The organism is Brevibacillus sp. MCWH (assembly GCF_013096935.1).
GTDB classification, from domain to species: Bacteria; Bacillota; Bacilli; order Brevibacillales; family Brevibacillaceae; genus Brevibacillus; species Brevibacillus aydinogluensis.
The window spans coordinates 120,676-139,635 of sequence record NZ_SDLF01000002.1; the positions used below are offsets into that span (position 1 = coordinate 120,676).

General features: G+C 59.6%; 15 protein-coding genes and 2 riboswitches. All 15 genes read right to left on the reverse strand.

What is annotated here, in order from left to right; genetic code table 11:
* Positions 1 to 63: 63 nt before the first annotated feature.
* Positions 64 to 1,389, reverse strand: a complete 1,326-nt coding sequence (locus ETC00_RS02160; RefSeq protein ID WP_253264219.1) for a homoserine dehydrogenase — start codon at positions 1,387 to 1,389, stop codon at positions 64 to 66.
* A 55-nt stretch (positions 1,390 to 1,444) separates the two neighbouring features.
* Positions 1,445 to 1,554: riboswitch (SAM riboswitch) on the reverse strand.
* Between the two features lie 85 nt (positions 1,555 to 1,639).
* Positions 1,640 to 1,747, reverse strand: a riboswitch (SAM riboswitch).
* Positions 1,748 to 1,958: 211 nt separating this feature from the next.
* Positions 1,959 to 2,528: a DUF3221 domain-containing protein gene (locus ETC00_RS02165; RefSeq protein ID WP_171564320.1), complete on the reverse strand. Its 570-nt coding sequence runs from the start codon at positions 2,526 to 2,528 to the stop codon at positions 1,959 to 1,961.
* Positions 2,529 to 2,736: 208 nt separating this feature from the next.
* Complete coding sequence (gene pyrE, locus ETC00_RS02170; protein ID WP_171564321.1) at positions 2,737 to 3,372, reverse strand: orotate phosphoribosyltransferase; 636 nt, start codon at positions 3,370 to 3,372, stop codon at positions 2,737 to 2,739.
* A 25-nt stretch (positions 3,373 to 3,397) separates the two neighbouring features.
* Entirely contained in the window at positions 3,398 to 4,135 is a 738-nt protein-coding gene (gene pyrF / locus ETC00_RS02175) for an orotidine-5'-phosphate decarboxylase (protein ID WP_371808865.1), read from the reverse strand.
* Between the two features lie 430 nt (positions 4,136 to 4,565).
* Positions 4,566 to 7,778, reverse strand: a complete 3,213-nt coding sequence (gene carB / locus ETC00_RS02180) for a carbamoyl-phosphate synthase large subunit (protein WP_171564322.1) — start codon at positions 7,776 to 7,778, stop codon at positions 4,566 to 4,568.
* Positions 7,762 to 8,859: a carbamoyl phosphate synthase small subunit gene (locus ETC00_RS02185; protein WP_171564323.1), complete on the reverse strand. Its 1,098-nt coding sequence runs from the start codon at positions 8,857 to 8,859 to the stop codon at positions 7,762 to 7,764. The genes carB and ETC00_RS02185 overlap by 17 nt, the downstream gene beginning before the upstream one ends.
* A gap of 26 nt (positions 8,860 to 8,885) precedes the next feature.
* Entirely contained in the window at positions 8,886 to 10,169 is a 1,284-nt protein-coding gene (locus tag ETC00_RS02190; RefSeq protein WP_171564324.1) for a dihydroorotase, read from the reverse strand.
* On the reverse strand, positions 10,136 to 11,083 hold the full coding sequence (locus tag ETC00_RS02195; RefSeq protein WP_171564325.1) for an aspartate carbamoyltransferase catalytic subunit: 948 nt from the start codon (positions 11,081 to 11,083) through the stop codon (positions 10,136 to 10,138). Before ETC00_RS02195 ends, ETC00_RS02190 begins: the two co-directional genes overlap by 34 nt.
* Positions 11,084 to 11,251: 168 nt before the next feature.
* Positions 11,252 to 12,598: a solute carrier family 23 protein gene (locus ETC00_RS02200; RefSeq protein ID WP_171564326.1), complete on the reverse strand. Its 1,347-nt coding sequence runs from the start codon at positions 12,596 to 12,598 to the stop codon at positions 11,252 to 11,254.
* A gap of 186 nt (positions 12,599 to 12,784) precedes the next feature.
* Entirely contained in the window at positions 12,785 to 13,324 is a 540-nt protein-coding gene (gene pyrR, locus ETC00_RS02205; RefSeq protein ID WP_171564327.1) for a bifunctional pyr operon transcriptional regulator/uracil phosphoribosyltransferase PyrR, read from the reverse strand.
* Between the two features lie 214 nt (positions 13,325 to 13,538).
* Positions 13,539 to 14,981: a TolB family protein gene (locus ETC00_RS02210; protein WP_171564328.1), complete on the reverse strand. Its 1,443-nt coding sequence runs from the start codon at positions 14,979 to 14,981 to the stop codon at positions 13,539 to 13,541.
* 139 nt (positions 14,982 to 15,120) lie between these two features.
* On the reverse strand, positions 15,121 to 16,050 hold the full coding sequence (locus ETC00_RS02215) for an RluA family pseudouridine synthase (protein ID WP_171564329.1): 930 nt from the start codon (positions 16,048 to 16,050) through the stop codon (positions 15,121 to 15,123).
* Positions 16,051 to 16,110: 60 nt separating this feature from the next.
* Complete coding sequence (gene lspA, locus ETC00_RS02220) at positions 16,111 to 16,560, reverse strand: signal peptidase II (protein ID WP_171564330.1); 450 nt, start codon at positions 16,558 to 16,560, stop codon at positions 16,111 to 16,113.
* 129 nt (positions 16,561 to 16,689) lie between these two features.
* Positions 16,690 to 17,331, reverse strand: a complete 642-nt coding sequence (locus ETC00_RS02225; RefSeq protein WP_171564331.1) for a serine/threonine protein kinase — start codon at positions 17,329 to 17,331, stop codon at positions 16,690 to 16,692.
* 204 nt (positions 17,332 to 17,535) lie between these two features.
* Positions 17,536 to 18,960: a phosphoglucomutase/phosphomannomutase family protein gene (locus ETC00_RS02230; protein ID WP_171564332.1), complete on the reverse strand. Its 1,425-nt coding sequence runs from the start codon at positions 18,958 to 18,960 to the stop codon at positions 17,536 to 17,538.

The window sequence follows — 18,960 nt, forward strand, 5'->3', positions numbered from 1 at the left end:
AAGTGCTCCGCTTCAATCATGCCAAAAAAACCCGGCGAATGCGATGGGGAGTTGGATGCTAGTTTACAGCCCCGCACTCCCGCCGTCGGCATCTTGATCATCGGCCGCCTCCAGCACGGGGTACAGCCGCGCTTCGAGGCCGAAATCCCGTTCCAAAAGCCCAACGTGCTCCTCCTGCAGTCCGGCAGCGAGCAGGCCCACACGCAGGACGCTGCCCGAATCGTACTGGACGGTCATCCTGCGGACGGAGACACCCGCCCGTTCGAGAAACAGCAGTACCTGCTCCGGCGTCACGCCAGCCGCTGTCCCTGCCAGGCAGCAGAAGTCGAGGCCGGATGAGAGGCGGCTGGACGGGACCGCCTCCGGCCGTTCACGCCAAGCGGGATGAGGCGCAAACGGTTGGGTCAGCAAGTAGGCCAGATCTTCCACAACCGCGCTGGCAGTCGGCAATTCGCCCGCCCCTTTGCCGGTGAACAAAAGGTCGCCGACGAGACTGCCTTCCACCTGTACGGCATTGTACGCATCCTGGATGCGCGCCAGCGGATGCTCCAGCGGCACCAGCGTCGGCCGCACGGACAGGTGCAGGCCGCCGTTTCCCTGGTGGGCTTGCGCCAGCAGTTTGATCCGATACCCCAGTTCCTTCACCAGCCGGATGTGGCTCTGCGAGACTTCAACAATCCCCTGCCGCTCAATGGCTGACAGGGGCAGCGACTCCCCGAACACGAGCTGTGCCAGAATGTACAGCTTGTACAAGGCGTCCCAGCCTTCCACGTCGGAGCTCGGGTCTGCCTCCGCATACCCCAGTTCCTGTGCCCGCTTCAACACATCGTCGTAGGGAAGCTGGGCCTCCTCCATCTGCGACAGGATAAAGTTGGTCGTCCCGTTGAGGATGCCGCACACCTTTGTAATATCGTTGGTTCTGAGGAATTGACGGAGCACCCCAAGGATGGGAATTCCCCCCGCGACGCTGGCTTCATAGGCGAGATGGACGCCGTGCCGGTTGGCCAGTTCCACCAGCTCCGCGCCGCGTTTGGCCAGCAGCTCCTTGTTGGCCGTCACCACATGACAGCCCTTCTCGATCAGCGACCGTACGTAGTCGTAGGTCGGTTCCACGCCGCCCATCACTTCCACGACGATGTCTACGTCGCTTTCCATTACGTCGGCAAACCGTGTCGTCAACAGCGATGGCTCCACCTGCACGGCCCTCTGCTTCCGCGAGTCGCGCACCAGCGCCTTGACGATTTCGATGCGCTTGCCCAACCGGGCCGACAGCTTCTCCTGCTTCGAACGGATTGTCTTGACCACCCCGCCGCCTACCGTTCCCAATCCCAATAAGCCTACTTTTACCACACTCATGTTTTTCCACCCCGTTTTTTGTTTGTACAACATGAAAAAGCCTTCTTCGGATTCGAAGAAGGCTGGTGTGCATTGTGCTCGAGCCTTCTTCTCATCTCTCAAGACACGCGTGTCTTGCAGGAATTGGCACCTGGTCACGCACCGCGTGACGGTTGCCGGGCTTCATCGGGCCAGTCCCTCCACCTCTCTGGATAAGAAGAAGTCCTATGAAATTTTGAAACAGAAAAATAAAAAAACCTTCTCCGACAAGAAGAAGGTCTGCGTCCATATCAATCAAACCCGCTTCTTATCTGTCAAGACACCTGTCTTGCAGGAATTGGCACCTGGTCACGCACCGCGTGACGGTTGCCGGGCTTCATTGGGCCAGTCCCTCCGCCGCTCTGGATAAGAACAGTGTTTAACTCTTGGGTATCATTGTAAAGAATCACAGGTTGTTCGTCAACAAAAATCTGGCAGACCGGCATTTCGCCCGTCGTAAGCCGCTGCAAGTTGACATACATACGAAAAAGGATGGAGTCGTCAGATCGGCCATCCTTTTTCTTGACCAGCAAGGCACTGGCACCTGTCGAACCAACGGAAAAGGCGCTTTCGCCAATACCGGGTTATTTGATTCGCTTTACTTCACCCGTTTCTGCATGAACACTTATCTCGTGCTTCTGTCCTGCATTGAAAGTAAAAACGCGAACGATCCATTCTGATTCGGTGCTCACTGCATCCTGTACAATGAATATATCAGCTTTGTCAGAAAGACTCTTTACAAAGTTTAGCGCCATTTGAATGGCTTTCTTTTGCAGCATGGGATAATGTGGATGTTGTACATCATCTGCAACGACAAGTTTGCTCAAATCCGTTTTCGCAGGATACGATTCCAATGAAGGGGAAGCCGCCCATGTTTCTACTTCCGCTCCGACCTCTATGTCTGTAAGCAAAACCTTGTTATTCTTGCGATCAAGCAGAATGGCATCGTCGTTTACGAAATACCATTCGGCGTCATAGTCGCCATCTCTTGCTGTTTTGTCACTTTCAGCAACCAGCAGTGCTTTTTTCTCATAGTTTGTCTCGATGACGTATCCTGTCAAACCTTTGCGTTCGTTTTTGGGTTTCTCATCCGAGCATCCTGCTGTGAGAAGCAGAAACGCAAACAAGGTTATGTACAGTAATGGTCTGTTCATGATCCCTCCATTACGTTCAAATGTAAAAGAGCATCCACGATTTTTACCCACCGGTTATGAAGTATTATAATGTAAAAAACATGAAAATAAATTACATTTTGGTAACGAACAAAACAAAAAACGCCCCGAAACAGGGCGTTGGTAAAGTACAGTCGATTGAGGTACAAAATTTTTTTATCCAATCCGTTTGGACATGCGTCATGACCGGTTACGCATAAAAGCTGCGAGGGGCTTTGCGCCAGTCGGCCAACAGGCTTTCCTGCTCTGCCGTGATGACGCCGCGCTCGCGTGCCGTCTCGAGCAGTGCAGTGTAGTGGGAAAGCGTCGCGACCGGGATGCCTTCCTCCCTAAAGAGGGCTTCCGCTTCTGGAAACTGGTAGCTGAAGATCGCTGCCACGCCGAGCACGTCGCCTCCCTCCGCCTGGACGGCCTTTGCCGCTTTGAGCGAGCTGCCGCCGGTGGAGATCAGATCCTCGATGACCACCACTTTCTGACCTGCGGCCAGCGCGCCTTCCAGTTGATTCTGCCGCCCGTGCCCCTTTGCCTTGTCGCGCACGTAGATCATCGGCAGGTCCAGCAGTTCTGCCACCCAGGCAGCGTGCGGGATGCCTGCCGTCGCCGTGCCGGCGATCACTTCCACCTGCGGAAAATGTTCGCGGATCACCTCGGCAAACGCCTGGGCAATCCGGCGGCGGACCGGCGGATGAGACATCGTGAGCCGGTTGTCGCAGTAGATCGGCGACTTGATGCCGGATGTCCAGGTATACGGCTGGTCCGGGCGCAGGTGAACGGCGCCGATCTCCAGCAGGTGTCCCGCTATTTCTTTGGCTGTCGTGGTATTCATCCTATCCTCTTCCCTTCGCGTACGTTTAGAGGCATGCCGCCTGAACGGCGTTAACGATCCGCTCCCAGGCGGCGGCAGGATCGGGCGAAGCCGTAACCGCCCGGCCGATTACGATGTAGTCGCTCCCCAACTGAAACGCCTGTTCCGGGGTCGTGATCCGGGTCTGGTCTCCCTTCTCCGCCCAGAGAGGCCGAATCCCCGGGGTGACGGTGAGGACATCAATACCGGCCGCCTGCTTGATCATCGGTACTTCCAATGGAGAGGCGACGACTCCGTCCAGCCCCGCCTGTTTGGCCAACTTCGCGTAATGGACGACGACATCTTCCACCGTGCCGGGAATCGCCAGCTCCTCGTTCATCGTCTGCTGTCCGGTCGAGGTGAGCATCGTAACGCCGATCAGCAGAGGACGGGGAGCACCGGCCGCGGTCCCCTGCTCCAGTCCTTCCCGGGCCGCCTCCATCATCGCCACGCCTCCCGCAGCGTGCACGTTGACCATGTCGACGCCGTGACGGGCCAGGCTTTTCATCGCCCCTTTGGCCGTGTTGGGAATGTCGTGCACCTTCAGGTCGAGAAACACCTTCAGTCCCTGCTCCTTCAGGTAGTGGACGATCGCCGGGCCTTCTGCATAGTACAGTTCCATGCCCACCTTGACGTATCGAATCAGCCCGTCCAGCCGGGCCAGACATTGTGTGACGTCCTTTTTCGTGGAAAAGTCGAGCGCAACGATCATGCGCTCGCGTATATCGGTTGGTTGCAGCGGCACACCGCTCTCTCCCTTCCTAGTGGCGACACCGCCTCGAATTTGCTTCCCTGCGTAGCCACATCCAGGTCCGCGACAGGGGGCTTCCTAGTGGCGACACTTCGTCGCGTTTACTCCCCTGCGTAGCCACATCCAGGTCCCCGATAGGGGGCTTCCTAGTGGCGACACCGCCTCGCGTTTGCTTCCCTGCGTAGCCACATCCGGGTCCCCGATAGGGGGCTTCCTAGTGGCGACACTTCGTCGCGTTTACTCCCCTGCGTAGCCACATCCGGGTCCCCGATAGGGGGCTTCCTAGTGGCGACACTTCGTCGCGTTTACTCCCCTGCGTAGCCACATCCGGGTCCCCGATAGGGGGCTTCCTAGTGGCGACACTTCGTCGCGTTTACTCCCCTGCGTAGCCATAGCCGTAGCTCCGCAGGGGACGCTCTGACTGTTATACCGGCACGGCTATCTTGGCTCCCGTGCGCTGCGCCGGCATCGCTTCCGTAGAGAACGTGATCGTCTCCAGGACGTGCAGGAGCGCTTTTGCTGTGTCCAGGGACGTCAGGCAGACGGCACCGTTTTCCACAGCTTCGCGGCGGATGCGGAAACCGTCCCGCTGCGGTGTCTTGCCTTTGGTCAGGGTGTTTAACACAATATTCGCTTCCCCTTGATGGATCATGTCCAGCAGGTTGGGCGTGCCCTCGGACAGCTTGTTTACGCGGGTAACGGTCAATCCCGCTTTCTCCAGGTAATCCGCCGTTCCAGAGGTGGCCAGCAGTTTAAAGCCCAGGCGATGGAAGCGTTTCACGATCTCCAGCGCTTCTCCCTTGTCCTTGTCGGCGACGGTGACAAGCAGCGAACCATGTGTCGGGATGTTCATGCCGGCGGCCAGGAGCCCTTTGTACAGCGCTTTGGCCAGCGTCCGCTCGCGGCCCATCACTTCGCCGGTCGACTTCATTTCCGGACCCAGCGTGATGTCGACGCGGCGCAATTTGGCGAAGGAGAAGACCGGCACTTTCACGGAAACCATCTCGTCTTCCGGATGGCAGCCGGGCGTAAAGCCCTGCTCGACGATGGAGTGGCCGAGGATCGCCTTGGTCGCGATGTTCGCCATCGGGATGCCCGTCACTTTGGACAGGAACGGCACGGTCCGGGACGAACGCGGGTTTACCTCGATCACGTACGGACGGTTGTCGCAGATGACAAACTGAATGTTGATCAGCCCTTTGATCTGCAGGGCGCGGGCCAGCTTCGTCGTCATGTCGACCAGTTCTGCTTTGATTTCAGGCGAGAGCGACTGCGGCGGATACACTGCGATCGAGTCGCCGGAGTGCACCCCTGCGCGCTCAATGTGTTCCATAATGCCCGGAATCAGCACGTTTTCCCCGTCGCAGATGGCGTCCACCTCCGCCTCCGTGCCGACCATGTAGCGGTCGACCAGCACCGGATGCTCCGGATTGACCTTCACTGCGTGTTCCATGTACTCCAAAAGTTCCGTCTTGTTGTAGACGATTTCCATCGCGCGGCCTCCCAGGACGTAGGATGGACGAACCAGTACCGGGAAGCCGAGGCTTTCAGCCGCCACCACCGCTTCTTCCACAGAGGTGACGGTTTTGCCCGGCGGTTGGGCGATGTCAAGGCTTCTGAGCAGCGCTTCAAACTTTTCGCGATTTTCCGCTGCGTCGATGTTCTCCAGGCTGGTGCCGAGGATGCGCACGCCGCGGGCGGCCAATTTGTCCGCCAGGTTAATCGCCGTCTGTCCGCCAAACTGAACGATCACGCCCTCGGGCTGTTCCGCGTCGATGATGTTCATCACGTCTTCGATGTAGAGCGGCTCGAAGTACAGGCGGTCAGAGGTGTTGAAATCAGTGGAGACGGTCTCCGGGTTGTTGTTGATAATGATTGCTTCATACCCCGCCTCTTTCAGCGCCCAGACCGCGTGAACGGTGGCGTAGTCGAACTCGATGCCCTGGCCGATGCGGATCGGGCCGGAGCCAAGCACGACGACGCGCTTTTTGCCCGTCTCCACCCGCTCGTCTTCCTGCTCGTAGGTGGAGTAGTAGTACGGGGTCTGCGCTTCAAACTCGGCCGCGCAGGTATCCACCATCTTGAACACGGGCTTGAAGCCGTGCTCTTCCCGCAGAGCGCGGACTTCTGCTTCCGTTCGGCCGGTCAGTTCAGCGATTTTCCGGTCGGTAAAGCCCATCCGCTTCGCCTCGTAGAGCTTCTCCGGCGTCAGACCTGCCGCCAGTTCTTGTTCAAAAGCGACGATCCTGTGCAGCTTGTGCAGGAAGAAACGGTCGATGCTGGTCAGGTCGTGCAGCGTCTCGATGCTCCAGCCGCGGCGCAGTGCCTCTGCAAGCAGGAACAGGCGCTCGTCGTCAGCGGTGATCAGCCGGTCTTTCAGCTCCTCGTCGGCCAGCGCGGACGTGCCCTTGATCTCCAGGTGGTAGGTGCCGATCTCCAGGGAGCGGATCGCTTTCATAATCGACTCTTCAAACGTGCGGCCAATTGCCATCACTTCCCCGGTCGCCTTCATCTGCGTGCCCAGCTTGCGGTTGGCCGACTGGAACTTGTCAAACGGCCAGCGCGGGATTTTGCTCACCACGTAGTCGATCGTCGGCTCGAAGCAGGCGTAGGTTTGGCCGGTGACCGGGTTCTTCAGTTCGTCCAGCGTGTAGCCGATGGCGATTTTGGCAGCCATCTTGGCGATCGGGTAGCCCGTCGCCTTGGAGGCCAGCGCGGAGGAGCGGCTGACGCGAGGGTTTACCTCGATCACGTAGTAGCGGAAGCTGTGCGGGTCGAGCGCGAACTGCACGTTGCAGCCGCCTTCGATGCCCAGCGCGCGAATGATTTTCAGCGCGGAGGAGCGGAGCATCTGATACTCGCGGTCGGACAGCGTCTGGCTCGGCGCCACGACGATGGAGTCGCCGGTGTGCACCCCGACCGGATCGATGTTTTCCATGTTGCAGACGACGATGCAGTTGTCGTTTGCGTCGCGCATTACCTCGTACTCGATCTCCTTCATCCCGGCGATGCTCTTCTCGATCAGACACTGCGAGATGGGAGAGTATTTCAGACCGCTCGCCACGATTTCCCGCAAGCTCTCCTCGTCTTCGCAGATGCCGCCGCCGGTGCCGCCCAGCGTGTAGGCCGGACGGACGATGATCGGGTAGCCGATTTCGCTGGCGAACCGCACCGCTTCATCCACGGTGCTGACGATCGTCGACTCGGGCACCGGCTCGCCCAGCTCGTTCATCAGGGCGCGGAACTGCTCCCGGTCTTCCGCCTGCTTGATCGCGTCCAGGTTGGTGCCGAGCAGCTTCACGTTTTCTTCTGCCAGCACACCCGATTCTGCCAGTGCCACCGCCATGTTGAGCCCGGTTTGGCCGCCCAGGGTAGGCAGCAGGCCGTCCGGTTTTTCCTTGCGGATGACGCGGGTGACAAATTCCGACGTGAGCGGTTCGATGTACACGTTGTCCGCCATGTTGGTGTCGGTCATGATCGTGGCCGGGTTGGAGTTGATCAGCACCACTTCCAGCCCTTCTTCCTTCAGCGCCTGGCAGGCCTGTGTGCCTGCGTAGTCAAACTCCGCCGCCTGTCCAATGACGATGGGACCGGAGCCGATCACCAGGATTTTTTTCAGGTCAGCGAGCTTTGGCATGTGCCCTCTCCTCCTTCGCGGTGTCCATGATTTCGAGAAACTGGTCAAACAGGTAGCCGGTGTCGTACGGACCTGGGGCCGCTTCCGGGTGGTACTGTACGGAGAAAGCCCGTTTCTCCAGATTGCGCAGACCTTCCACCGTGCCGTCGTTCAGTGCAACGTGCGTAATCTCCAGGCCGGTGCCCGGAATCGACTCCGCTTTCACCGCGTAGCTGTGGTTCTGCGACGTGATGTAGGTGCGGCCTGTCATGATTTCCTTGACCGGATGGTTGCCGCCGCGGTGGCCAAACTTCATCTTCACCGTGTCCGCTCCGGACGCCAGGGCAAACAACTGGTGGCCCAGACAGATGCCAAACAGCGGATACTCGCCCAAAATCTCGCGGATTGTCTCGATCGCCTGCGGCACGTCTTTCGGATCGCCGGGGCCATTGGACAGGAGGATGCCGTCCGGCTGCAGTCGGCGAATCTCGGCTGCGGTCACGTTGTGGGGAACGACGACCACATCGCAGTTGCGCTTGGTCAGCTCGCGCAAAATACCATGCTTGGCGCCGAAGTCGACCAGCACCACGCGATGGCCCGTTCCCGGACAGCTAAACACGCTCTTGGTGGAGACACGAGCCACCTGATCGTTCATCAGGGGAGCGTGGCGGAGCGAGTCGAGCAGCTCGGACAGGGGAGCCTCGCTGGTCGTGATCATCCCTTTCATCGTACCGTGATAGCGAATCTTGCGGGTCAGCATCCGCGTGTCGACGCCGGCGATGCCCGGGATGTCGTACGCTTTCAGCAGTTCGTCCAGCGTCCCGGCGCTGCGCCAGTTGCTCGGCGTGTCACAGTGCTCGCGGACGACGAATCCGTGGATGTACGGGCGCACCGCCTCAAAATCGTCCCGATTGATCCCGTAGTTGCCGATCAGCGGGTAGGTCATGGTGACAATCTGGCCGCAGTAGGAAGGATCGGACAGCACTTCCTGATAACCGGTCAACCCGGTGTTGAATACCACTTCCCCCACGCTCTCCGTCGTCGCCCCAAAAGCGGTGCCGACACACTCCGTTCCGTCTTCCAAGATCAGTCTCGCTCGCATCTTCGCTTCCTCCTTTTTCTGCTTCCTTATTCCGCTTCCCGATATACGATCGCACCGTTTACCATCGTCAGGGTCGGCCATCCTTTGCAGACCCAGCCGGCAAATGGCGTGTTGGTTCCCTTGCTGGCAAAGGTGCCGGGATCAATGGTCCGCTCCGCTTCCAGATCAAGCACGCTGAGATCGGCTGGAGCACCCACTTCCAGGCGTCCGTACGGCAGTCCGAAAATCTCTGCCGGTTTTACGGTCAACAGCTCAATCAACTGCTTCAGCGTCAGTTCGCCGGTCAGCACCAGATGGGTGTACAGGAGCGGGAATGCCGTCTCCAGTCCGACGATGCCAAACGGTGCCCGCTCAATGCCGTTCGCCTTTTCTTCCGCTGTGTGCGGGGCGTGATCAGTGGCGATGATGTCAATCGTGCCGTCCTTCAGTCCGGCGATCAGCGCCGCCCGGTCTTCGCGGCTGCGCAGCGGCGGGTTCATTTTCCAGTTGGCGTTCAGGTCGTCCGGGATGTCTTCGTCGCAGAGCAGCAGGTGGTGCGGCGTCACTTCGCAGGTGACGTTCACCCCGGCCCGCTTGCCGTCCCGCACCAGACGCACCGATTCCTTGGCGCTGATGTGGCAGACGTGGTAGTGGACGCCGGTCTGCTCTGCCAGCAGGATGTCCCGTCCCACGTGGATCGACTCCGATTCCGACGGGATGCCCGGAAGGCCGTGCCGCGCCGCCACCACGCCGTCGTGAAGCGCGCTGCCCGGAGTGATCAGATCGTCGTCTTCGCAGTGGGCAACGATCGAGAGGCCCAGTTCTTTCGCCCGCTTCATCGCTTCCTTCATCATCGCGCTGGATTGGACGCCCACGCCGTCATCAGTAAGGGCGAAAATCCCCGCTTCCTTGAGCGCGGCGAAGTCGGTCAATTCCTTGCCGAGCTGCCGCACGGTAATCGCTCCGTAGGGGAGCACGCGGGCCTTGCCCGCTTCCTGCGCCTTGTCGAGAATGTAGTGGACCGTCTCCACACTGTCGATGACAGGGCGGGTGTTGGGCATGCAGGCGATCGTGGTAAATCCGCCTTTTACGGCTGCATGCGCCCCCGTCGCGATCGTCTCCTTGTGTTCAAAGCCCGGTTCACGCAGGTGGACGTGGACGTCAATGAAGCCGGCGGAGATGAGTCTGCCCTTGCAGTCGATCCACACATGCCCGTCGCGCGCAAGCTGTTTATCGATCGCTTTGATGCGTCCGTCTTCGATCAGCACTTCGGCGGGGATCAGTTCGCCAGCCTCGTTTATGCGTTTGCCGTTGCCAAGGATGATTCCCATGTCTTATCGCTTCCTTTCAGCACAGTTTCCAGTACTGCCATGCGGGCAGCCACGCCGTTGGTCACTTGTTTTTGGATCAGCGACTTCTCGCATTCCACCAGGTCGCTGTGGATTTCCACTCCGCGGTTGACCGGCGCCGGGTGCATGATCACCGCGCCCGGCTTCATCATCTTGGCCCGCTCCAGCGTCAGCCCGTGTGCCCGGTGGTACTCTTCCTTGGATACAAACAGCGCGTCTGTGTGCCGCTCCAACTGCACGCGCAGCATCATCACCACGTCGGCCGTCTGGACCGCTTCGTCGATGTCGACCTTTTTCACCCCGTCCGGCACGATCTGCGCCGGCGGCATCATGCTGGCCGGACCGGCGAGCAGCAGGTTGGCCCCCAGCTTGGGCAGGGCGTGCAGATGCGAACCGAGCACGCGGCTGTGGCGAAGGTCACCGATGATGGCCACGGTCAGCCCCTCGATCCGGCCGAACTGCTGCCGCATCGTCAAGAGGTCGAGCAGACACTGGGTGGGATGTTCGTTGGTGCCGTCGCCCGCGTTGATCAGATGAAGGCTGACTTCAGAGGCCAGTTCCGTCAGCAGGCCGTCCTTTTTCGTGCGGATGACCGCCGCCTCCACGCCCATCGCTTCCAGCGTGCGGATCGTGTCGTAGATCGTTTCCCCTTTTACAGTGGAAGAGGTCTCCGGGATGAAATTCAGCACGTGCGCACCCAGCCGTTTTTGCGCCACCTCAAACGAAAAGCGGGTTCTCGTGCTGGCCTCGAAGAACAGGTTGGCGATGAAGCGTCCCTTCAGCACATCCGTCTGCACACCAGGCCGCTCCGCCCAGTATTCGGCGCGATCCAGCAGCCGCTCGATCTGATCCGTTGTCAGCTCTTTCATGCCAATCAGGTGCGTGACGATGCTCATCGAAAATCCCTCCGTATTCCGCAATTGGATAAAAAAAGCTTCTTGCCGTCTTTGCCGTGAAGGCAGGTAAGGCAAGAAGCTCGTGATTTGCTTCCCTGTGCGCAGGTGAAACAGCGCCCAGCCGCCTTGCCAGCCTCTCGGGACTGATTTAAAGGTCGTCGGAACGTGTCAGGCGATATGCTTTTGTTCTTCGCGGTGCGCTTCCCCCATCGCCGATTCCTTGCCCGGCAGGATCAGGTGCAGCACGATGCCGAGGAAGGTGGAGAAGGCGATGTTGTCAATTGTCAGGTTGTGCAGGAAAGACTGCCAGAAGGAAACGCCCTCGAAGCTGATTTTGTAACCGCCGATCCCGGTCACCAGAATCGCGGCGGCAATGATCATGTTGCGCTTATTGGAAAAGTCCACTTTGCTTTCGACGTACATGCGAAGCCCCTGGGCCGCGATAATCCCGAACAGGATGATGGAGACACCGCCCAGCACCGGCGTCGGAATCGTCATCAGGAGCTCGCTGATTTTGCCGCAGAAGGAGAACAGGATTGCCAATACCGCCGCCAGCGCAATCACCGTGCGGCTGAACACACGGGTGATGGCGAGCACACCGATGTTTTCCCCGTACGTGGTGGCAGGCGGTCCGCCAATCAGACCGGCCAGCGCGGTCGCCACTCCATCCCCCAGCAAGCTGCGGTGCAGTCCGGGATCTTTCATCAGATCGCGGTCCATTACCCGGCTCGTCACCAGCAGGTGGCCGAGGTGCTCCGCCAGCGTGACAAACGCGACCGGCGCAATGATCAGCGCCGCTACCCAGGCGGACGGGTCGCCGAGCGCGAAGGCCACTTCTTTCAGCTTGAAGTCCGGAGCGGAAATGATCTCTGCAGTAGCCACCTTGTTCAAGTCAATCAGCTCAGGATGACGCATGAGCGTGTAGAGGTACCCGGCGATGATGCCGATGAGAATCGGAATGAGGGCAAAAAAGCCGCGCAGCATCACAGCCGCCAGAACCGTTACAATCATCGTCACCAGTGAAATTTCAATGGAGGTGAGCGACATGACCGACTGGCCGTCCACCGTTACCTTGGTCGCCATATCGACGGCCACCACCGACAGGCTCAGGCCAATGACGACGATGACGGACGCGATCACCACCGGTGGCAGAACGCGGTCCAGCCACTTTACGCCGGCCTTCTGCACGATCGCCGCCACGATGACGTAGACCAGACCGGAGAGCAGACAGCCCAGCAGCGCGGTGCCGACGCCATAGGCCTGGCTTACCGTGATGATCGGGCCGATAAAGGCGAACGACGATCCCAGGTAGTTGGGCAGCTTGCCTTTGGTAATCAGCAGAAACAGGAGTGTTCCCACCCCGCTGGTAAAGAGCGCGGTCGCCGGGTCCAGGCCGGTCAGAATCGGCACCAGCACAGTCGCGCCAAACATCGCAAACAGGTGCTGGATGCTGAGCGGCAGCAGCTTGGAGACCGCGGGTGTTTCGTGCACATCGACAAAGTTTTTTTGACTCATCTGTATTGTCCCCCTGCGTTTGTTTTGTCTTTTATTTGTCTATACTGCGTATTTCGGCCAACAAAAAACCTCTTTGTGCAGGCACAAAGAGGCATACTCCTTCCATCCTTCCACGGGCATGGAAAGCGCGTAAACCTCTTCGCAACCTCACGGGATTGCGGTTAAAGAGGCGTATCCATTTTTGTCTCAGATCAACTGGCGGATGGTGACCATGTCCATCCCGTCCACTTCCGCCAGCTTCACGTCCACAATCTCAGTACGGGACGTAGGGACGTTCTTGCCGACAAAGTCGGGTCGGATCGGCAGCTCGCGGTGGCCGCGGTCCACCAGCACGGCCAACTGGATCATGCGTGGGCGGCCGTTGTCGATCAGCGCGTCCAGTGCGGCCCGAACCGTTCGTCCGGTGTACAGCACGTCGTCGACGAGAATGACCGTCTTGCCGGTGATGTCACCGGGCAACTGGGCACCGTGCAGCACCGCATCTTCTGATTTGTGCTGCAGATCGTCCCGGTAAAAGGTGATGTCCAACTGGCCGACCGGTACCTTGACGTTTTCGATCAGTTCGATCCGCTCCACCAGCCGCTGCGCCAGGTAGATGCCCCTCGTCTTGATGCCGGCGATGATACAGTCTTCCACACCCTTGTTCCGCTCGATGATTTCGTGGGCGATCCGCGTCAGTGCCCGACGGATGGCCGCTTCGTCCATGATGACGCTCTTGTTGATCACGTGCGCTTCCCTCCCGGAAATCGGCTTGTCTTACCTGTGGCACAAAAAAGGCTTCTTGTCAGGCGACAAGAAGCCACTGGCCGATGACAGGCAAAAGGGGTGATCCGCCCTTTTTCCTGCCGTCTCTGCGTATCCGTGCCCTTGCCAGCCTCACAGGACTGGATTTAAAGGTTCCCTTTGTCAGAATGAATTATGGCACGAATCGCAAGCCGTGTCAATGAGGTTTTTGCTCTTTCCAGAAAACGCTGATCCACGCCGGCAGGTGGTTGCCGTAAAACCCGACGGAACCCGTCACATGCCGAAGCAGTTCCACTTCGCGTTCACTGCCCGTTTTCAGATAGAGCGAGCCGTGTTCGGCGGCATCAAGCCGGACAAACAGCAAGGCGTTTCCGTCCGGTGACAGGGTGGGAAAGATATCGGCCGTCTTGTCCGTCCCCTGCGTCACAGCCTGCTGACTGCCGTCAGCGCTTCGCCGCCAAATGCGCTGCCCGGGCACCTTCGGATTTTCCGGGTCGTCCTCAAAATACGTCTCAACACCGCGGGTAAAATACAGCGTGTACGGAGAGGCGGCTGTCCACGTCGGCTGCGCATCCACCTTGTCCGGCTGCCCTGCCGGGATCACCCGCCCGTTGGCATCGGCAATCATCACGCGCTTGTTGTGCGTGGCCATGCGATCTTCGCCGTCGATAAACGCCAGCAGGCTGCTGTCCGGCGACCAGGCCAGCCACTGCGGATAGGCCAGACCGCTGCCGATGTCCACCGGTTTGCTGCCGGAGCGGGTCAGGTCAAGGATCTGAATCGGCACGCCGTCATTAGAAAGCGAAGCGGCATTCATCCACACATAGTAAGCCACCCGCTTGCCGTCCGGAGCGACTTTCAACCCTGTAGCCTCCAGCGGATAGATGTCTTCGTCCACATTGGACTGCTCGGTAAGCGGATAGACGGCCAGCTGATTGCCTGCCAGATCAATGAGCCTGAGCGTCATCGGACGGTCCGAAGCGACAGGCACGGAGACGAGCAGGCGCTTGCCGTCCGGCATCCAGGCAAAATCGGCCAGCTCCATCGTCTGGGTGCTGACGACGCCCGCTTTCTCCCCGGCCATTTCCGCCACCACCAACAGCTTTTTTCGGTCCTCGTCCGCCCCGGACGCAGCGACCAGGTAGGCGAAGGTGCGGGAGACAGGCGACCACTTGGGATGTTCCAAGACGGGCCGCTCATCCACCTGGAATGCTCCGGTTCCGTCCGCCTTCACCGCCCACAAGTAAGCCGGTGACGAACTGGAGCGCGCCTCCTTTTCGTACAGCAGGTAGAGCAGCCATTTGCCGTCGGCCGACCACCCGGCGATCTCTGCTTCGCCCTGCGTCGTCACCTGCACGGGCACGGCGTCGGCCTTGCTGGCGTCGAGTATCCACAAATGCTTATTGTGGATAAACGCGATCGTCGCCGGAACGGCAGTCTGGCTGACGCGCTGAGGGGCGTCTGCGGCCCGCTCTCCCGGCTGCACGTCTACCGCCGGTTCACTTCCCGTCGGCAGGGATGGCACGGGAGCCGAGCCCTGACCCGTCGCGACCGGGACTGTTCCGGTCTGGGCGGATGTGGTCAGCACCGACGCCGTCAGCGCCGCTGCACATGCCGCCAGTTTCACCATCGTCCACATGCGTACTCCTCCTTTTTCTCTCGTCGTTGGTATGACGATACCAACGCGGCAATGTTTCATCGGCAACAAAAAACGCCAGGGAACATCTGTGGTACTCCCTAGCGTTTAATTCGCTGAACCGTATTATGTGTGCGCTGTGTCAGGCTTGCCGCAGCTGGTGAATCACGTCCAGCAGATCCTGCGGCAGCGGCGCTTCAAACTCCAGCCGCTCGCCCGTGCGCGGATGGTCAAAGCCCAGCGTTTTGGCGTGCAGCGCCTGGCCGTTCAGTTCCAGCGTGTTTTTCGGCCCGTACTTGGGGTCTCCCGCCAGCGGATAGCCGATGTATTTCATATGCACCCGGATCTGGTGGGTGCGCCCCGTCTCCAGCTTCAACTCCACCAGGGTAAACGCCTTAAACCGTTCCAGCACGACAAAATGGGTGACGGCCGGTTTGCTGTTTTCAAAGACGACGGCCATCTGCTGCCGGTTTTTCGGGTCCCGGCCGATCGGCGCGTCGATTGTGCCCATTTCGTGCGGGATAACCCCGTGCACGATGGCCACGTATTTGCGGTTGACGCTGTGCTCTTTCAACTGCCGGGCGAGGCTGACGTGCGCCTTGTCGTTTTTGGCCACCATCAACAGACCGGACGTGTCCTTGTCGATGCGGTGGACAATGCCAGGCCGAAGCACGCCGTTAATCCCCGACAGATCCTTGCAGTGGGCCAAGAGACCGTTGACCAGTGTGCCGCTGTAGTGTCCGGGGGCAGGATGGACCACCAGCCCGCGCGGCTTGTTCACAACAATTACGTCGGCGTCTTCGTAAACGATGTCGAGCGGCATCGGCTCCGGCTCGATCGCCATTTCCTTCGGCGGGGGGACGCGCAGCGTAATCTCGTCGTCCGCCGCCAGCTTGTAGTTGCTTTTCACCGGCTCCCCGTTGACGGACACTCGGCCTTCCTTGATCCAGATTTGCACTTGTGACCGGGACCAGTCTTCGTTTTGCATCGTGATGAATTTGTCAATCCGCTCACCCGCGTCGGCAGGCTCAACGGTCCAGTCGTACCGTTCAAACAACTGCGTGTCGTTCATCTCTGTCTCCTCGTATGTAGTACGCTAGTATCGTTTACAACCACTCGTTCCATTTACCACTTACTCGGCCTTGCGTCTGCCCTCCAGCAGCACGTCCAGCAGCAGCAGGGCAACGCCGAATGTAATGGCCATATCGGCTACATTGAAAATCGGAAAGTTGATCAGGGTAAAATCGAGAAAATCGACCACCTGGCCCGTGCTGACGCGGTCGATGAAATTGCCGATCGCCCCGCCCAACACCAGCGAAAGCGCGAGAGACACGCGCGGCTGCCGCTTGCCGATGCGCACGAGCGACACCAGAATGCCGATCACGACGGCAATCGTGATGATCACAAACAGCCATCGCTGGTTTTGCAGGATGCCAAATGCCGCTCCCATGTTCCGATGGGACGTGAGGTGAAACACATCTGGAATCAGGGGAATCGACTGCCCCAGTTCCATCCGGGTCACCACCAGGTTCTTGGTCCATTGATCGAGCGCGACAATGGCAGCAGCAATGAGATAGTACATCGATGGGGTCCTCCTTACTCCGACTCAGACAGCCAGCAACATGACGTCAACAGAAAATGATACCACAGCGCCGCTTGTGAAACAATGAAACGATCCACGCTCCCCGTGGACCGGTGCGTCTTCCCCTGCTCACCGAAAGAGGCGGGACAGCTTTTTGTAGTACCGATACCCTTTGCGCACGCCATCCAGCACCCAGAGCGGTATCTTCCAGCCGCGGTCCTTGAAAAGCGGCAGGTAGAACTTGTAGTACGCCCGTCGCAAGTCGCGCCACTTGCTGTCCGGTATGTTTTTGTAGTAGTCGGACACGTCGATCAGATAGCCCCGCCCCTGATCCATCAGCACGTTTTTGGCGTGCACGTCGTGGGGATACAGCCCCTTGGACCGGGCTTCCTCCAGCGCCTCCTCCACGTCCTCGATCACCTGCGGCGGGATCGGAATGCCGTAGCGAAGGCAGTCAAACAACGAGATGCCTTTGATCCGCGTCAGCACCAGAAAGCAGGGCTCCGCCTGATAGCAGACGGGAAACGAGCGGGTCTGCCCCAGCTTGCGGTACACGTCCACTTCCTGTTCCCAACCGGGACGCCCCGGTGCGTACAGCTTCACCACCACGTCCGGGTAGTCAGGATGGGCGAACACCGCCGCGTAGTTGCCCCTTCCCACCAATTCCCACGGGTACGGTGTGTGCAACACGACGACCGGGTCGTCCGGCGAACGGCTTTCCAGTTTTACCTCACGCAGGAACGGGTCCAACACGTCTCGATGAATGCGCATGTGTCCTCTTCTTTCGTCACGGAAGGGTTTCTTCTTTTTGATTCTAGCAAAACCAGAAAATTAGGCAACCTGCTCGGCGGATGCTGTTGAACAACGGCAAAAGCCGCCTCCCCGCCGCATGGGCCAGTCTGGGAGGCGGCCTCTTTTATTTTTCCCCGCACATGCATGTTCGTTTCCGGCAAGAGCGCAAAGAGGGCTAGTTCGTTACGCGTTGATCTCGATAAACCAGTCTTGGACAGCCTCTCTGATCTGTTCAAGAGCGGCAGGGTTCGCCGCCTCGCAGTAAATGCGGAGAAGCGGCTCTGTTCCGGACGGACGGATCAGCACCCAATGACCGCCGTCGAGCAGCAGCTTGACGCCGTCCATGCGGTTTACTCCCCGCACTGCAAACGGGCCTACCTGGCCAGGCGGCACCGCCAGCATCTGCTGTATCCAGCGTTCTTTTCCCGGCAGGCGGATATCCAGGCGCGTCGAAAACAGCTCGCCATACTCGTCGCAGACCTCCTGAAGAATCTGATCGATGCCTTTCTTTTCCCAGGCGCACATCTCCGCCAACAGCAGGTTGATCAGAATGCCGTCCTTTTCCGGAATGTGGCCGAAAATGCTGGCGCCGCCGCTTTCCTCGCCGCCGATCAGCACGTCTCCCCGCAGCATTTGGGCGCCGATGTACTTGAACCCAACCGGCGTCTCCACCAGCTCCAGACCGTAGCGGGCCGCCATCCGGTCCAACAGGTGGGTGGTCGCCACGGTGCGTACGATTCGGCCGCGCAGCCCCCTGTTTTTGACCAGATGGCGGGTCAGCAGGGCGAGCACGGCGTTGGGCGGCACGTACCGGCCGAAACGGTCAACGGCTCCGAAGCGATCCCCGTCTCCGTCATTGGCCAACCCCAGGTCGGCCTGCCGGTCGATGACCTCCCTCTTCAACAAGGACAGGTGGTGATCGTTCGGCTCCGGCAGGCTGCCGCCAAAAAACGGGTCGGTCGTCTCGCGGATGCTGATCGTCTCCACCCCTGCTTCTTTCAGCAGTCCGCTTACGTAGCCAATCCCGGCGCCGTGCATGGGATCAATCACGACCCGCAGCGGTGATTGTTTCAGCACGTCCAGGTGGACCATTCGCCTGAGATGCGCCTCGTAGTGCGGACGGAGCACGATCACCTGCAGCAGCTTGCGCGCCTTGGCTTCATCCAGCGGAATGTCCCGGACGCCGCCCGCCTCCTGGACCGCCCGGATCAACGCTTCCAGCCTGCTGGTGATCTCCGGAGCGGCCGGTCCGGCATAATCGGGAATGTATTTGATCCCGTTGTACTCAGGCGGGTTGTGGCTGGCGGTAATCATCACCGCGCCGCTGGCGGCAAAATGCTTGACGCCAAAGGCCACGGCCGGCGTCGGTGCTGCTTCGTTGACCAGATAGACGCGAATGCCGTTGGCGGCCAGCACGCCTGCCACGGTCTCGGCGAAGCGTCGGCCCAAAAAGCGCGTGTCATGACCGATGAGAATGCCCTGTTCCTGTTGGCCGATTTCCCTGGTATAGGCTGCAATGGCCTGGGCGACGACGCGCACGTTTTCCATCGTAAATTGATCGGCGACGATGGCGCGCCAGCCGTCCGTGCCAAAGCGGATGTCGTTCAC

Excerpts from the sequence above, each read along its gene's own strand:
- ETC00_RS02160 (WP_253264219.1), bottom strand. The coding sequence starts at position 1,389 with ATGTTGTACAAACAAAAAACGGGGTGGAAAAACATGAGTGTGGTAAAA.
- ETC00_RS02165 (WP_171564320.1), bottom strand. The coding sequence starts at position 2,528 with ATGAACAGACCATTACTGTACATAACCTTGTTTGCGTTTCTGCTTCTC.
- pyrE (WP_171564321.1), bottom strand. The coding sequence starts at position 3,372 with ATGAATACCACGACAGCCAAAGAAATAGCGGGACACCTGCTGGAGATC.
- carB (WP_171564322.1), bottom strand. The coding sequence starts at position 7,778 with ATGCCAAAGCTCGCTGACCTGAAAAAAATCCTGGTGATCGGCTCCGGT.
- ETC00_RS02185 (WP_171564323.1), bottom strand. The coding sequence starts at position 8,859 with ATGCGAGCGAGACTGATCTTGGAAGACGGAACGGAGTGTGTCGGCACC.
- ETC00_RS02190 (WP_171564324.1), bottom strand. The coding sequence starts at position 10,169 with ATGGGAATCATCCTTGGCAACGGCAAACGCATAAACGAGGCTGGCGAA.
- ETC00_RS02195 (WP_171564325.1), bottom strand. The coding sequence starts at position 11,083 with ATGAGCATCGTCACGCACCTGATTGGCATGAAAGAGCTGACAACGGAT.
- ETC00_RS02200 (WP_171564326.1), bottom strand. The coding sequence starts at position 12,598 with ATGAGTCAAAAAAACTTTGTCGATGTGCACGAAACACCCGCGGTCTCC.
- ETC00_RS02210 (WP_171564328.1), bottom strand. The coding sequence starts at position 14,981 with ATGTGGACGATGGTGAAACTGGCGGCATGTGCAGCGGCGCTGACGGCG.
- ETC00_RS02215 (WP_171564329.1), bottom strand. The coding sequence starts at position 16,050 with ATGAACGACACGCAGTTGTTTGAACGGTACGACTGGACCGTTGAGCCT.
- lspA (WP_171564330.1), bottom strand. The coding sequence starts at position 16,560 with ATGTACTATCTCATTGCTGCTGCCATTGTCGCGCTCGATCAATGGACC.
- ETC00_RS02225 (WP_171564331.1), bottom strand. The coding sequence starts at position 17,331 with ATGCGCATTCATCGAGACGTGTTGGACCCGTTCCTGCGTGAGGTAAAA.